The sequence below is a fragment of the Mannheimia sp. E30BD genome, from assembly GCF_041807785.1.
Classification (GTDB): domain Bacteria; phylum Pseudomonadota; class Gammaproteobacteria; order Enterobacterales; family Pasteurellaceae; genus Mannheimia.
In genome coordinates this window covers 64015-78559 of record NZ_JBGTYX010000001.1, presented here as the reverse complement: position 1 = coordinate 78559, position 14545 = coordinate 64015, and the positions used below count along the sequence as shown (strand labels likewise).

Below are 14545 nucleotides of genomic sequence, written 5' to 3'. Positions count from 1 at the left end.
CGGGCTAGATAATTAAGTATCTAGCCCGATTTTTACCTCTGCCAATCTTCGTAACGCAAATTTGGTACACGTTGAAATTCTTTCACATTATGGGTAATTAATGTGAGATTTTGTGCGATGGCTTGTCCTGCAATTTGCACATCATAAGTGCCAATAGGCGTGCCTTGTTTTGCAAGTTTTGCCCGAATTTCACCCGCTTGTTGAGCATCTTGTTCATTAAAGACTAATACTTCAAAGGGTAATAACGCAATTTTTGCCAAGTTTTTCTCTATATTTTGGCTTTTATAAGCTCCATAAAATAGCTCAAACATCACAATCGAAGAAACAGCAAAATCGCTTGGTTTATATTGCTTCATTGTGGTAATAAATTGGTTGTTACCGTTTAAAATCGCAATGACTGCGTTGGTATCTAATAAAAATGTCATTCAAAGCAGCTCCAATCTCGTTCTTGTGTATTTTCAGATTGGCGAGCTTCTAAGATAGCTTCTTCCATTGTGGGATCGGCTGCATCTAATAAATCAAGCCATTCCCAATCTTCCACAATTGGCTCAATAATCATCTTATTGCCCACTTTTTCAATGCGTACTTTATCAGCATTAAAGCGAAAAGATTTAGGCAAGCGCAATGCTTGGGAATTTCCGCTCCAAAAAAGTTTTGCAACCGCCATAGTTTCTCCTTAATATATACAAAAAATATATATTAAATTAAGTTTAAAACCTTCGCTTGTCAATTTCTTTTCATCTGCTTTGATCGAAAAATCATTTTATTTTATAGTGCTACTTAAAGGAGATGTGGGAGGGAACAATGACCGAGCAGTATCACAAAATCGCCCTGCTTTTTAATGCAAATAAAATTTACGATCGTGGCGTAATGCGAGGGATTGGGCAGTTTATTCAGGCTTCTCAATGCTCTTGGGATATTTTTATTGAAGATGATTTTGTCTATCATAAAAATACCATTGAAAGCCTCTCCATTGACGGTATTATTGCCGATTTTGACGATCCTGAAACCGTTGAGTTGCTAAAAGGCATTAATGTACCGATTGTCGGCGTTGGCGGTTCTTATCAAAATCCTGATTTTTACCCGAAAGTACCTTATGTCGCAACCGATAACTATGCGTTAGTGGAATCAGCATTTCTACACCTAAAGCAAAAAGGCATTAATCAGTTTGCTTTTTATGGCTACCCGGCAGAAACGGAAAAACATTGGGCGGTAGAGCGTCAAAACGCTTTTATTCAGCTGATGGAAAAATATGAACATCAACCGAATTTTTACATTGGCGACCAAACTCATTCCGATAACTGGCTCGAACTGCAAACCAAACTCGGTGAATGGCTGCAAACCTTGCCGCCCCATACAGGCATTATTGCAGTAACAGATGCGAGAGCCAGACATCTGCTACAAACTTGCGAGCATCTAAAAATTGCTGTGCCGGAGCAGCTTTGTGTGATTGGTATTGATAACGAAGAGCTGATTCAATATCTCTCTCGTGTTTCTCTTTCCTCTGTTACACAAGGCACAACACAAATTGGCTATCACGCAGCGAAGCTGCTTTATCGCAAACTCAATGATCTGCCCGTTTCGCTTAAGCCTATTTTGATCCCTCCAATAAAAGTGGAAGAACGCCGTTCGACCGATTACCGCTCTTTGCAAGATCCGCTCGTTATTCAGGCAATGCACTATATTCGCCATCGGGCTTGTCAAGGGATCAAGGTAGAACAGGTGCTGGATCATCTTAAAATTTCTCGCTCCAACCTCGAACAGCGTTTTAAAGAAGAGATGAACAAAACCATTCATCAAGCAATCCACGAGGAAAAACTGGCACGAGCAAGATATATGCTCAAATTTACCGATATTTCTACCCAAGAGATTGCCAATGTGTGTGGATATCCTTCATTGCAATATTTCTATGCGGTGTTTAAAAAAGAATTCGGCAAAACCCCGAAAGAGTTTCGGGAAGAGTAGTGACAAGCGGTCGTTTTTAGGCAAAATTTTGCATATAATGAACCATATTTGATTTATTACTCAACGCATTCCAATGACCAAACACAAACGCCCTACTTTGCAAGATATTGCTTCCCATCTCGGCATTACTAAAATGACCGTCAGCCGCTTTTTGCGTGACCCGAACACGGTGGCGAAAGAGACGGGAGAACGCATTGCTCAAGCGATAGAGCAGTTTGGTTATATTCCGAACCGAGCCCCCGATATTCTCTCGAATGCGAAAAGCAGAGCGATTGGCGTGCTTGTTCCCTCGCTTACCAACCAGGTTTTTGCTGATGTGATTAAAGGCATTGAACAGATTACCGATCAAGCAGGCTATCAAACGATGTTGGCTCACTACGGTTATAGCGAAGAAAAGGAAGAGAAGCGGATTGAATCGCTGCTCTCTTACAACATTGACGGAATTATTCTCTCGGAAAATCATCACTCCGCCCGCACCCTAAAAATGCTGGAAGTGGCTCGCATTCCTGTGATTGAGATAATGGAATGCGAAGGCGGTATTCAACAAGCGGTCGGATTTGACAATATTTCTGCAGCTCAAGCGATGGTCGAAACGATGATCCAACGTGGCAGCCGCCACATTGCCTATTTCGGAGCGAGAATGGACAAACGCTCGCAACTCAAAATGCAGGGCTACGAACAGGCGATGCGAAAACATGGTTTGACACCATTGAATATCACGACCGAAGAGCATTCCTCTTTTACGCTCGGGGCAGAACAACTCCGCCAAGCCCTCGCCCAACAGCCACAGCTAGACGGCGTGTTCTGCACCAATGACGACCTCGCTATCGGGGCGTTATTTGAGTGCCAACGCTTAGGGATTAACGTGCCTGAGCAGATCAAAATTGCCGGCTTTCACGGCCACGACGTCGGGCAATCCCTCACCCCACAACTCGCCAGCGTGATTACCCCACGCCTACAAATGGGCAGAGTCGCCGCCCAAGAACTACTCAACCGTATTCACGGCATACCGCAACAAAGCCCGATTATCAATTTGGGGTATCAGATCCATTTGGGGGAGAGTGTGTAGTAAATGACTAGATATCAGTAATATAAAATTCACCTAGCTTCTGTATTTAGAATTATTTTACACTCCAATAAATACTTCCTTTATGCGGTAATTTAATATTTGGCAACCAGAAATCTTGCCCTTTCCACCCTTTGGTTTTATCTCCGACTACACGATAAAGTGTTAAGACTAAATCGTCAGGATATTTATCTCCTAGTCTTCGATCATCTTCTGAAAGCATTGTGCCTGTGGCTCTGGTTAATTTACGGTCAGTTTTAATTAGTACATAGATTTTGAAGCTAGGACGCTGGGATTGTAATGCTTGAATAGCATCAATAAACCTTTCTTTATCCCAATCTTCTGTAACATAATGGCCTAGATTTTCTAATAGAACAAATAATGTATTAATTTCAATTTGATATAAATCACTCTTGATTTCATAGCTATTTTTTATGTTTTTAACTATATCCGTAATGGTAGCTAGATTATTCTCATTTGGTTGGCTAGGAAAATAATTTATCCCACCAATAAGTTGATTGATATTATCCAATTTTAAGACATTTCTACGAGTTGGATTGATACTCTTTGGATATATGATCTGAATTTCTTCCTGTTTACCACAAATTTGTTCAATCAATAGATTGTTGGCTTGATTAAGAGTTACAAAGAAACGATAAACATCATAAGGAATATACATTCTTAATAGTGCTCTATCTCGATCGTAACCAAAAATACGACAATGCTGCCAGAAAGTATCTGCATTTGGTTTCTTAGACATACGGCTATAATATACAGTTTGCAATTTTGGGATAGTTAATCCTCGCCCAATAACATTACCACCAATGATTATGTTGAATCCCTGTTCTAGATTAAATTCTATCTCTGTTTTAGAATTTAATACGAGCACTTTTACTTTTTTATCCTGTAAAAGTATTGAGAGATTTTCATAAATTTCTTCAAAATGATGGATATCTGGCTTGCTTGTTTGTAGATCTTGATAGTTTTCTCTAAAGACTTCTGAAAGATCTTCCCCATTATTTATAGCTTGCACCAATTCGTTTAAACAACCACGAATTTTATCAGCAAAGACTTGATGATCCTGAACTTTATGACTTGGATGAAGAGCAAAGTTGCAATTATTCTTATTGCATAAATCAAATTCAGCACATGTAATTAGAAAACTTTGTAATGCCTGTTTAACTCCATCAGAAATTTCACCGCTTTCGTCTTTCATATCCTCTAATTCACTATCAATAAATCGCGTGATATAACTTGGCGGATCAGAAAAAACAAATTTACCACCAATATAATTTTCTCCTGCTGAAAAAAAGTGGATAAATTCTGGTTTCCAGTTAGATTCTTGATGCTGTAATAATAATGATTGAGGAGTAGCTGTTAATTGAATAAAAAGAGTTTGGCAACAAGAATTTTTAATATCCTGTAAATAACGATTTATTGTACTTGCTTCCTTGTTGGTTTTATTGATATTTGTGTTTAGGCTTGCAGCGTCGGCTTCATCATCAACTATAACTAATGGGTACCCCCTTAAATTAGTTTGGCTACTAAATAAATTCCGCCATCTTTTTAATATGTGTGAATTCTTTTTAATTACAACTAAAATAGGTTTATCAGCTTTCATTACTTGCATAAAGTTATGATCACTATTTTCTGAAAGAACAATAAAACTATCCAAAGTTTGTTCGGCTCGTTTTACAGTTTGTTGTTGTAAATCAACACTGTCAGTTGTTAGATAAAGAAAGACTTTATGATTACCTGTATTAGCTAATGCACTTAATACACCTAGTACTTGTGCTGTTTTACCACTTTGAACCTCTCCAAATAACAGTATATTTTGCACTTTTTGAGGAATAGAGTTTTCTAATTTTTCAATAAAACCACTTGCCGTATTTTTAACAGATTCTGATAATTCAGGTGGTGCTAGTTTATTCAAATAGGTTTGTAGCATTATTTATTCCCCTTGAAAGAAAGCAACCAAATATCGGGATTATCTGTCGAGCGGAATTCAAAATGATCATTACCATATTTTCTGAGAGTTTCTTCTGTGACAGGTTCGCCAGTTTGCAGGCAATCATTGGCTTCTAAGCGACCTTTAATCCATTTGCCTAATGTTTTCAAATCTTCTTTTGAACGGAAGTTTTTCGCAAAATCACCATTGGTATTACATTGGAATTTCCAGCCATCATCAGTAATCACTGTGAATTCTTTATTATAAGGATAGCCATCTAGTCGTGTGATTTTATTGGATACAATTAATTCAACCTCATACCAAGAACGAGGTTTAATAAAACCTCGTTGGTCAATCCTGCCTTTACCAAAAAAACAATTTAAATTACTTCTTTCTTTTGTTTTTATAGGGATTGAAAATTGATATTGGGCAGGCTGTTTGAAAAGCATATTCACCTTATTAAGATCAACTTTCTCCACACCTAAACAATTTTCTAAATGAACATTATGCGGAATGAAAATAGTAGGTTCATTTGCTTGGTTTATTGGTGTACCTAATTTATGAATTGTTTGTTGAATATTTTTTCTTAATTTAAATGCACTTTCTTGCTCGTTCAAATGAAGCATTGTTTCATAAGTACGTTCTAAATTATCCCAAAAACAGGTTAAATTTGCTGAACCAATTAAACCATCAAATTTATTTTGGTTTTTGAATGAATACATTTTTCCGTGGAATTTTACGAATTGAGAAACATATACATTACCTCGTTGGCTACTGCATAAGAAATTATGTAATTCACATAAACTATTATATTGAGGTAGACTAAATCCTTCTAAATAATGCATACCGACTAGTAAATCTATCTTCTGTATTTGATTGTTCAATTCTAAAATTCTGTGCAATTCTTTAACTGCATCGTTAGAAACATACCCTGTAGCCATTAAAACTTCATCTGATGACTTGAATAAATCAAACCAAACTGAATTAAGTGATTTTTCAGTGATTTTTGCATTAGAAAAATTGGAAAAAACGGTATTCATCTTTTCCCTCCTCGAATCCTATTCAAACGATCTTGGAATATCACAGATTTTTCTTCTTCTAATTTTTTATATAAATTAGTTTTAGGATAGCTATCTAAAAATAGTGGTAATATTGAGTTTGCTAATTCCACTACGCCTTGTGGTGGAACTGCATTTCCAATCTGGCGACGCACTTCGGTTGTCGAGCCAACAAACTCAAAATCATCAGGAAAACTTTGAATCCTTGCCCGTTCTCTATTGGTAAAAGCTCTAGGTTCAGGATAGTGATATCCCCAAGTGCCTCCACCACCAGCAGCAATGATGGTTTTCGATGGTTCATTGCGATGCATTCGACGATAAACATGACTAATCATTCCTTTTACATAAAGAGGATGATCTTTCGGTATATCTGTAAAATTTCCACCTTCAGGAATAAGTGAGAGCATTTCCCTTGTTTTACTACTGATTTTCATCAGCTCATTATTTTTTGCATTTAGAGGTATATTTGATACTGCTTGTCCTGCTGTAACATAGGGCTTTAATCCATTTTTGCCATTTTCGCTATGCGTTGGCTTAGGATGATGAAAATCAAAGCCAGTATCTAGCCTAATTCCAACAATTAGTACTCGTTCACGAAATTGAGGAACACCAAATTCAGCAAAGTTGTAGAGTTTTGCCTGAACATAGTAACCACAGCTTTCGAAGTCAGTAATAATTTGCTGAATTGCTTTTTTCTTATTTGCTGTAAGTAATCCTTTTACATTTTCTGCTACAAACGCTTTCGGCTTTTTAGCATTTACAAAGCGTAAAAAGCTCTTATAGAGATTCCCTCGTTCCCCATCTAAACCTGGTTGTTTCCAAATCATAGAGAAATCTTGGCAAGGGAAACCTCCGAGAATAATGTCACAATCGGGAATACTAGGGTCATTTGGATCAATTTGTTCGATATCACCTTCAACAATAACATCAGCGATATTTTTGCGGAAACTTTCACATGCCCAATGGGAAAAATCATTTGCCCATATAGTTTTATAGCCAGCAAAATGAAAACCTAAGTCTAATCCTCCACAGCCAGAAAATAGCGATAGGATTTTAGGTTTATATGGAGTATCGAATAGAGAAATTTGGCTAGGTTGCATAGGATCTATCTCCTATACAAAAGGTAGAAAAAATTTCTTGAATAGAGCTTAAGAGATAGGTATGCTCTAAAAACGCAACGCAACGCAACGCAACGCAACGCAACGCAACGCAACGCAACGCAACGCAACGCAACGCAACGCAACGCAACGCAACGCAACGCAACGCAACGCAACGCAACGCAACGCAACGCAACGCAACGCAACGCAACGCAACGCAACGCAACGCAACGCAACGCAACGCAACGCAACGCAACGCAACGCAACGCAACGCAACGCAACGCAACGCAACGCAACGCAACGCAACGCAACGCAACGCAACGCAACGCAACGCAACGCAACGCAACGCAACGCAACGCAACGCAACGCAACGCAACGCAACGCAACGCAACGCAACGCAACGCAACGCAACGCAACGCAACGCAACGCAACGCAACGCAACGCAACGCAACGCAACGCAACGCAACGCAACGCAACGCAACGCAACGCAACGCAACGCAACGCAACGCAACGCAACGCAACGCAACGCAACGCAACGCAACGCAACGCAACGCAACGCAACGCAACGCAACGCAACGCAACGCAACGCAACGCAACGCAACGCAACGCAACGCAACGCAACGCAACGCAACGCAACGCAACGCAACGCAACGCAACGCAACGCAACGCAACGCAACGCAACGCAACGCAACGCAACGCAACGCAACGCAACGCAACGCAACGCAACGCAACGCAACGCAACGCAACGCAACGCAACGCAACGCAACGCAACGCAACGCAACGCAACGCAACGCAACGCAACGCAACGCAACGCAACGCAACGCAACGCAACGCAACGCAACGCAACGCAACGCAACGCAACGCAACGCAACGCAACGCAACGCAACGCAACGCAACGCAACGCAACGCAACGCAACGCAACGCAACGCAACGCAACGCAACGCAACGCAACGCAACGCAACGCAACGCAACGTATTTTAATCATTTGAAATAAAGTGAAGTGCATTTTTTTACCCTAGTGTAAAATTTTGTACATTATGCCGCAATCATAATAAAAATGCGGCTTTTTTGCTGAAATAATCTAAAAAATTAACTGTTTTATCTTAAATCAACTCTTCCACAACCCCCACACATCTATCCACCACCTCTTCAAAACTGCCGTCAATATCAATAAAGATCACATCAGGCTCGTCTGCTTGGGGGATTTCGAGGGTGTTGAACTGGCTTTGCAGCATTTCAGGCTTCATAAAATGCCCTTTGCGTTGTTGCATTCGCTCTAATACCAGCTCAAATGAGCCGTTTAGGAACAGAAATTTGACATCGGTATTGCCTTCACGGATTTGATCACGGTATTTTTTCTTTAATGCCGAGCAGACAATAATCCCTTTTTCGCTTTTCTGTTCAAGGCTAAATGCCGCATCGTTAATGCGTTCCAACCACGGGCGGCGATCGTCATCGTTTAGCGGTGTGCCACCAGCCATTTTGACGATATTTGCACGGGGGTGGAGGTCGTCCCCGTCAATCAATTTCATACCTAATTTTTGTGCAATAGCCGTGCCAACAGAGGTTTTCCCTGTGCTAGATACCCCCATTAAGATAAATGCTTTTCCTTGAGACATTTGTCTACTCCTATGTTATCGGTAACTTTTATTTGAGCTTAATTTAGCAGGTTAAAACGAAAAATCATCTGCTATTTCTGAAAAATTTGAAGTAGATCACAAATTTAAAATAAAAAATAACGAATTATTTACAAGTTTAGTTTTTATCGTTATGTTACCGATAACAATTTATTATGGAGAAAATAGTATGTTACTTTTCATTATGTTTGCCGCAATTTTATTATTGCTGGTATTAATTATTAAATTTAAGGTTCACGCCTTTGTTGCCTTAATTATTGTGAGTTTACTCACCGCATTAGCAGCAGGTATTTCTGTAGATAAAATATTGCCGACTCTATTAAACGGCTTTGGCGGTACGCTTGCTTCTGTTGCATTGCTAGTAGGTTTGGGAGCGATGATTGGTCGTTTGCTTGAAATCACAGGCGGAGCAAAAGTGTTAGCGGATACACTGATCAACAAATTTGGTAAAGAGAAAGCACCATTTGCATTGGGTGTAGCATCATTGTTATTCGGCTTCCCAATCTTCTTTGATGCTGGTTTAGTGGTAATGTTGCCGATTATTTTTAGTGTAGCGAAACAGTTTGGCGGTTCAGTATTGCGTTATGTATTCCCATCTGCAGGGGCATTTGCGGTAATGCACGCTTTCCTTCCTCCACATCCTGGCCCGGTTGCTTCGGGCGATTTACTTGGCGTAAATATGGGCTTATTGGTGTTAGTTGGCTTGGTTTGTGCAATTCCAACTTGGTACATCGGTACTTATATGTTCAGCCAATTTATCAGCAAACGTATTCATGTTGATATACCAAAAGCATTTTTGAACGGCTTATCTGCAAATGAAATGGCGGTACAAAATCCACCAAGTTTCGGTAAAGTGCTGACGGTGCTATTACTACCGATTATCTTAATTTTATTCGATACAGGTTTAAACACACTCTCTGTTGCGAAAGTAGTGGACGGCAACGAACTTTGGGTGCAAAGCCTACGTTTAATTGGAAAAACGCCAGTAGCATTATTGATTACCCTGATTGTGGCAATTATTCTTCTGCGTGATAATCGTAGCTTAGACCAAATCGAAAAAATTTGTAACAACGCACTTGGTCCAATTTGTTCTATCGTGTTAGTAACGGGTGCTGGCGGTATGTTTGGTGGTGTGTTGCGTGCAAGTGGTATTGGCGATGTCTTGTCTGAAATGATGGCAGATACGGGAATGCCGATTGTCGTTGCAGCCTTTATTATCGCAACAGTTTTCCGTGTTGCACAGGGTTCAGCAACGGTGGCTTTAACCACAACGGCGGCGTTAATTGCTCCAATGGTGGCAGCTGCAACAGATTTAAGTCAGTTTGACCTTTGCTTTATTGTGATCTCAATCGCTTCAGGTGCAACTGTGCTATCTCACGTGAACGATTCAGGCTTCTGGCTTATCAGCCGTTTCCTTGAAATGGACGAAAAAACTACGCTGAAAACGTGGACAATGTTAGAAACCTCCATCGGTTTAACAGGCTTTGCTTGTGCATTGATTGGTAGCTGGTTACTTTAATCTCATTCTTACAAGCGGTCGATTTTCTTCAGAATTTTGCAAATTCTGAAGAAAATCGACCGCTTGTTTTTTTATATAACTATTGAAATTTTCCCTTTAATTGGAGTAGATTATAGGAATTCCGTTCTATTTTTAATCATTTAACAGGAGTGATTATGTCAAACACCCAATTTTCTTTACTGGATTTTAGAGCTTATATCAACGGCGAATTTATAGAAGGCAACAAAACCTTTGAGGTTACGAATCCAACTACTGGCGAGGTAATCGGCAAGGTTGCAGATTTAGAGGCAGAAGACGCTCGTTTAGCGATTGAAAAAGCGGTTATCGCACAGAAAAAATGGCAGACATTGTTACCGAAAGAGAGAGCAACAATTTTACGCAAATGGTTTGATCTCATTAATCAAAACAAAGAGGAACTGGCTCAAATTTTGAGTTTAGAGCAAGGTAAACCCATTACTGAAAGCTGTACTGAAATTACCTACGGAGCAAGTTTTATTGAATTTTATGCGGAAGAGTGCAAACGGATTTATGGGGATGTGTTGCCACAAGATAAACCTGATCATCGTTTAATGGTTATCAAGCAGCCGATTGGCGTGGTCGCAGCAATTACTCCGTGGAACTTCCCAAATGCGATGATTACTCGCAAAGCAGCTCCTGCCTTAGCTGCCGGTTGTGCCATTGTGTTCAAACCTGCGGCAGAAACGCCACTTTCTGCTATCGCGTTAGCTAAATTAGCCGAGCAGGCGGGCATTCCAGCAGGTGTGTTTAACATTGTTACTGCGGAGCAATCAGAAGATATTGGCAAGGAATTAACCACTAATCCAAGTGTAAGAAAAGTAACCTTTACGGGTTCGACTCGTGTTGGTAAGATTTTGATGGGACAATCAGCAAGCACGGTTAAAAAATTAGCCTTAGAACTAGGCGGCAATGCTCCAGCAATCGTGTTTGATGATGCAGATTTAGACAAAGCGGTTGAAGGCGTGTTTGCCTCAAAATTCCGCAATGCAGGGCAGACCTGTGTTTGTGCTAACCGTATTTATGTACAAGCGGGCATTTATGAGCAATTTATTGCAAAATTCAAACAAAAAGTTGAACAGATTAAACTCGGAGTACCAACAGAACCAGATGTTACAATGGGGGCGTTAATCAGCCCGAAAGCGGTAGAAAAAGTGGAAGAGCACATCAAAAATGCTCTTTCTTTGGGAGCAGAATTGGTGTTAGGTGGTAAACGCCACGAACTCGGTGGCACATTCTTCCAACCCACTATTTTAAAAAATGTTACCCAAGAGATGAAAGTCGCCCGTGAGGAAACCTTTGCACCACTTGCTCCAATTTTCAAATTTGAAACAGAAGAGGAAGTTATCCAATGGGCAAACGACACCGAGTTTGGCTTAGCTTCTTATCTCTTTAGTGAAAATCTTTCACGCATTTGGCGAGTATCTGAGCAGTTGGAATACGGCATTGTTGGTATAAATGAAGGGCTGATCAGCAACGAACTCGCCCCATTCGGCGGTGTGAAAGAGTCTGGCATCGGGCGAGAAGGCTCAAAATATGGCTTAGATGAGTTTTTAGAGATGAAATATCTTTGTATGAAGATTTAGTAGAAAGGGACGCAAAGCGTCCCTTTTTTGCAATATTTCTCAGAAATATGACCGCTTGTGTTATTCAAATTTTGTTTTATAGGCTTCACTATTTACCCATAAATGATCTTGCTCCCAAGTGAATTTCCACTTGCGAACAGGGCCTGCCATTACATTCAGATAATAGTTGTTATAACCGGCAATAGTGGCAACGGGGTGGTAGCCTTTTGGTACTTTTACCACGTTCTTATCATAAACTGCCATACATTCGTCTAGGGTACGATCATCGGTATAAACTCGCTGTAAAGCAAAACCTTGTGGTGGATCGAAGCGGTGGTAATAAGTCTCTTCTAAATAGGTTTCTTGTTCGGAATTTTTGTCATCGTGTTTATGGCTTGGGTAAGAGCTGGTATTGCCTTCATCAGTAAATACTTCTACAACTAATAAGCTATCTGCAGGTTCAGTTTCTGGCAGAATATTATGCACTAAGCGTTGATTGTTACCGAAGCCTCGTTTTTCAACCCCGACATCTTCTGGGCTAATCAGTCGTACAGGATAATTCCCCTGACTTGGTGCTTTGCAAACCGCTAGTTCTAATTGACTGCTTGTTTCCACTTTCACTTGCTTGTGTGGCGGAATATAGACGGAATAAGGTGGGATTTTTTCAAATGGGCTGGCTCGGTTGCCGATATTTTCAAAACGATATTCATCAACAAACACCGATCCTTTGCCTGCAACGAAAACAAGACAAAGTTCATCTTCGCCACTCTCTAAGGTAATAGATTGATTGTCTAACTGATAAGCAGCAAAGCCAACATATTCCCAATTAGCATTTTGCGAGGTAATGTCTTGAATTAAACCGTTTGGCTGAGTCTGTGGTTTAGAAAGTAAGAAGCTCATAATATCTCCTGTATAAATTCATAATAATGACAACCTTACTATAACGCAGATCATTTCTTTTGGGGATAAGCAATCTTCAAAGTTGTTATCAAGATCACAAAAATGAAATAAATTTTTCATTCTTGTTCTATTTGTATTGATATTTTCTATTTTTAAGAGTAGTTTATGGAGTGTCTTTTGTCTATCCTCAATTCATAATTTGATAAGGAGTTTTCGATGAGCCAATTTGTGCAAAACTTTATTAATGGCGTAGCGGTTGAAAGCCAAAGCCAACGCTTTACCTCCGTATTTAACCCGGCAACCGGCGAAGAAACTAAAAAAGTGAAGTTAAGTACTGCTACTGAAGTAGATTCAGCGATTGTTGCAGCTGATACTGCATTTAAAAGCTGGTCGCAGCAATCTCCACTTCGTCGTGCTAGAATTTTATTTAAATTCAAAGAGTTACTAGAAGCAAACTTTGATGAGTTAGCTCGTCTTATTAGCTCTGAACACGGTAAAGTTTATTCAGATGCAATTGGAGAATTAACGCGTGGTTTAGAAGTGGTTGAGTTTGCAACGGGTATTCCACATTTACAAAAAGGCGAATTTTCTGCCAATGCAGGACGTGGTATTGATATCCACTCTATCCAACAGCCACTAGGGGTTGTAGCAGGCATTACGCCTTTTAACTTCCCTGCAATGGTGCCGATGTGGATGTTCCCTGTTGCACTGGCTTGTGGTAATACCTTTGTGTTAAAACCTTCTGAAAAAGACCCGAGTGTCTCAATTCGTTTAGCCGAATTATTAAAAGAAGCGGGCTTGCCTGATGGCGTATTCAATGTAGTGCAAGGTGATAAAGAAGCGGTTGATATTCTTTTAACCGACCCACGTATTCAAGCAGTAAGTTTTGTAGGCTCAACAGCGATTGCCCAATATATTTATGAAAAAGGCTCTGCAAATGGTAAACGAGTTCAAGCCTTAGGTGGTGCGAAAAACCACGCATTAATTATGCCAGATGCTGATGTTCAAAACACAGTAAATGCACTGCTTGGTGCTGCATTTGGTGCAGCAGGTGAGCGTTGTATGGCGTTATCTGTTGCAGTGGTGGTTGGTGATGAACTGGCAGATAAAATCGTAGAAGAGTTAATTCCAAAAGTGAAAGCACTGAAAATCGGTACAGGTTTATTGCCGGAAGGCGAAACAGAAAACGATATGGGGCCGGTCATTTCCAAAGAGCATAAAGCGAAAATTGAAAGCTATATTGACCAAGGTGTTGCACAAGGTGCGAAACTCTGTGTGGACGGTCGTGGTTATAAAGTGGCTGGACACGAGAATGGCTATTTTGTTGGCGGAACGCTATTTGATAATGTCACCCCTGAAATGACGATCTGGCAAGATGAGATCTTTGGGCCGGTACTGTCGGTAGTGCGTGTAAAAGATTATGCAGAAGGCATTGATTTGATTAACAGCCATCAATACGGTAATGGTAGTGCGATCTTCACGGCAGATGGCGACTCTGCTCGTCAATTTACCCAAGATGTTCAGGTTGGTATGGTGGGGGTGAATATTCCTATTCCAGTGCCGATGGCATTCCACTGCTTTGGTGGTTGGAAAGCCTCTATCTTCGGGCCATTAAATGTCTATGGTACAGATGGTGTGCGTTTCTATACTCGTATGAAAACCATTACAACTCGTTGGCCAGACAGCTCTGTGCGTAGCCAAGCGGCATTTAACTTCCCAACGTTATAATTATAATTCTTCCTTTTTTGAGTGTTTAGCGGTGAGTAATCACCGCT

12 protein-coding genes are annotated in these 14545 nt (G+C 40.3%); 5 read left to right on the top strand and 7 right to left on the bottom strand.

What is annotated here, in order from left to right:
* Window positions 1-32: 32 nt before the first annotated feature.
* Window positions 33-425: a type II toxin-antitoxin system VapC family toxin gene (locus tag ACERCG_RS00375; RefSeq protein ID WP_373610122.1), complete on the bottom strand. Its 393-nt coding sequence runs from the start codon at window positions 423-425 to the stop codon at window positions 33-35.
* The gene (locus ACERCG_RS00370; protein WP_373610121.1) at window positions 422-667 is read right to left on the bottom strand and encodes an antitoxin; all 246 of its coding nucleotides are present in this window, start codon (window positions 665-667) and stop codon (window positions 422-424) included. The genes ACERCG_RS00375 and ACERCG_RS00370 overlap by 4 nt, the downstream gene beginning before the upstream one ends.
* A 137-nt stretch (window positions 668-804) precedes the next feature.
* Between ACERCG_RS00370 and ACERCG_RS00365 the strand changes: the two genes are divergently transcribed.
* Complete coding sequence (locus ACERCG_RS00365; protein WP_373610282.1) at window positions 805-1965, top strand: XylR family transcriptional regulator; 1161 nt, start codon at window positions 805-807, stop codon at window positions 1963-1965.
* 73 nt (window positions 1966-2038) lie between these two features.
* Window positions 2039-3034 (top strand): gluconate operon transcriptional repressor GntR, encoded by a 996-nt coding sequence (gntR, locus tag ACERCG_RS00360; protein WP_373610120.1) that lies wholly within the window; start codon window positions 2039-2041, stop codon window positions 3032-3034.
* A 52-nt stretch (window positions 3035-3086) separates the two neighbouring features.
* Here the strand turns inward: gntR and ACERCG_RS00355 are convergent, their stop codons facing one another.
* From ACERCG_RS00355 to ACERCG_RS00340, 4 genes are all read right to left on the bottom strand, one after another.
* On the bottom strand, window positions 3087-4979 hold the full coding sequence (locus ACERCG_RS00355; protein WP_373610119.1) for a Z1 domain-containing protein: 1893 nt from the start codon (window positions 4977-4979) through the stop codon (window positions 3087-3089).
* Window positions 4979-6019 (bottom strand): restriction endonuclease PLD domain-containing protein, encoded by a 1041-nt coding sequence (locus ACERCG_RS00350; RefSeq protein WP_373610118.1) that lies wholly within the window; start codon window positions 6017-6019, stop codon window positions 4979-4981. The genes ACERCG_RS00355 and ACERCG_RS00350 overlap by 1 nt, the downstream gene beginning before the upstream one ends.
* On the bottom strand, window positions 6016-7137 hold the full coding sequence (locus tag ACERCG_RS00345; RefSeq protein WP_373610117.1) for a DNA cytosine methyltransferase: 1122 nt from the start codon (window positions 7135-7137) through the stop codon (window positions 6016-6018). The genes ACERCG_RS00350 and ACERCG_RS00345 overlap by 4 nt, the downstream gene beginning before the upstream one ends.
* Window positions 7138-8237: 1100 nt before the next feature.
* Window positions 8238-8753, bottom strand: a complete 516-nt coding sequence (locus tag ACERCG_RS00340; protein ID WP_373610116.1) for a gluconokinase — start codon at window positions 8751-8753, stop codon at window positions 8238-8240.
* A gap of 187 nt (window positions 8754-8940) precedes the next feature.
* On the opposite strand from ACERCG_RS00340, the gene ACERCG_RS00335 reads away from it, so the two are divergent.
* Together ACERCG_RS00335 and ACERCG_RS00330 are read left to right on the top strand one after the other, a co-directional pair.
* Window positions 8941-10290 (top strand): GntP family permease, encoded by a 1350-nt coding sequence (locus ACERCG_RS00335; protein WP_373610115.1) that lies wholly within the window; start codon window positions 8941-8943, stop codon window positions 10288-10290.
* A 155-nt stretch (window positions 10291-10445) separates the two neighbouring features.
* Window positions 10446-11891 carry an NAD-dependent succinate-semialdehyde dehydrogenase gene (locus ACERCG_RS00330; RefSeq protein ID WP_373610114.1) on the top strand — a complete coding sequence of 482 codons (1446 nt, stop codon included), beginning with the start codon at window positions 10446-10448 and terminating at the stop codon, window positions 11889-11891.
* Between the two features lie 60 nt (window positions 11892-11951).
* Here ACERCG_RS00330 and iolB read toward each other — a convergent pair whose 3' ends face one another.
* Complete coding sequence (gene iolB, locus ACERCG_RS00325; protein ID WP_373610113.1) at window positions 11952-12770, bottom strand: 5-deoxy-glucuronate isomerase; 819 nt, start codon at window positions 12768-12770, stop codon at window positions 11952-11954.
* 216 nt (window positions 12771-12986) lie between these two features.
* Here iolB and ACERCG_RS00320 point away from each other — a divergent pair, with 216 nt between their 5' ends.
* Entirely contained in the window at window positions 12987-14498 is a 1512-nt protein-coding gene (locus tag ACERCG_RS00320) for a CoA-acylating methylmalonate-semialdehyde dehydrogenase (RefSeq protein WP_373610112.1), read from the top strand.
* Window positions 14499-14545 lie beyond the last annotated feature (47 nt).

Bases quoted from the DNA above. Each gene is read 5' to 3' on its own strand.
- ACERCG_RS00375 (WP_373610122.1), bottom strand. From the start codon at position 425: ATGACATTTTTATTAGATACCAACGCAGTCATTGCGATTTTAAACGGT.
- ACERCG_RS00370 (WP_373610121.1), bottom strand. From the start codon at position 667: ATGGCGGTTGCAAAACTTTTTTGGAGCGGAAATTCCCAAGCATTGCGC.
- ACERCG_RS00365 (WP_373610282.1), top strand. From the start codon at position 805: ATGACCGAGCAGTATCACAAAATCGCCCTGCTTTTTAATGCAAATAAA.
- gntR (WP_373610120.1), top strand. From the start codon at position 2,039: ATGACCAAACACAAACGCCCTACTTTGCAAGATATTGCTTCCCATCTC.
- ACERCG_RS00355 (WP_373610119.1), bottom strand. From the start codon at position 4,979: ATGCTACAAACCTATTTGAATAAACTAGCACCACCTGAATTATCAGAA.
- ACERCG_RS00350 (WP_373610118.1), bottom strand. From the start codon at position 6,019: ATGAATACCGTTTTTTCCAATTTTTCTAATGCAAAAATCACTGAAAAA.
- ACERCG_RS00345 (WP_373610117.1), bottom strand. From the start codon at position 7,137: ATGCAACCTAGCCAAATTTCTCTATTCGATACTCCATATAAACCTAAA.
- ACERCG_RS00340 (WP_373610116.1), bottom strand. From the start codon at position 8,753: ATGTCTCAAGGAAAAGCATTTATCTTAATGGGGGTATCTAGCACAGGG.
- ACERCG_RS00335 (WP_373610115.1), top strand. From the start codon at position 8,941: ATGTTACTTTTCATTATGTTTGCCGCAATTTTATTATTGCTGGTATTA.
- ACERCG_RS00330 (WP_373610114.1), top strand. From the start codon at position 10,446: ATGTCAAACACCCAATTTTCTTTACTGGATTTTAGAGCTTATATCAAC.
- iolB (WP_373610113.1), bottom strand. From the start codon at position 12,770: ATGAGCTTCTTACTTTCTAAACCACAGACTCAGCCAAACGGTTTAATT.
- ACERCG_RS00320 (WP_373610112.1), top strand. From the start codon at position 12,987: ATGAGCCAATTTGTGCAAAACTTTATTAATGGCGTAGCGGTTGAAAGC.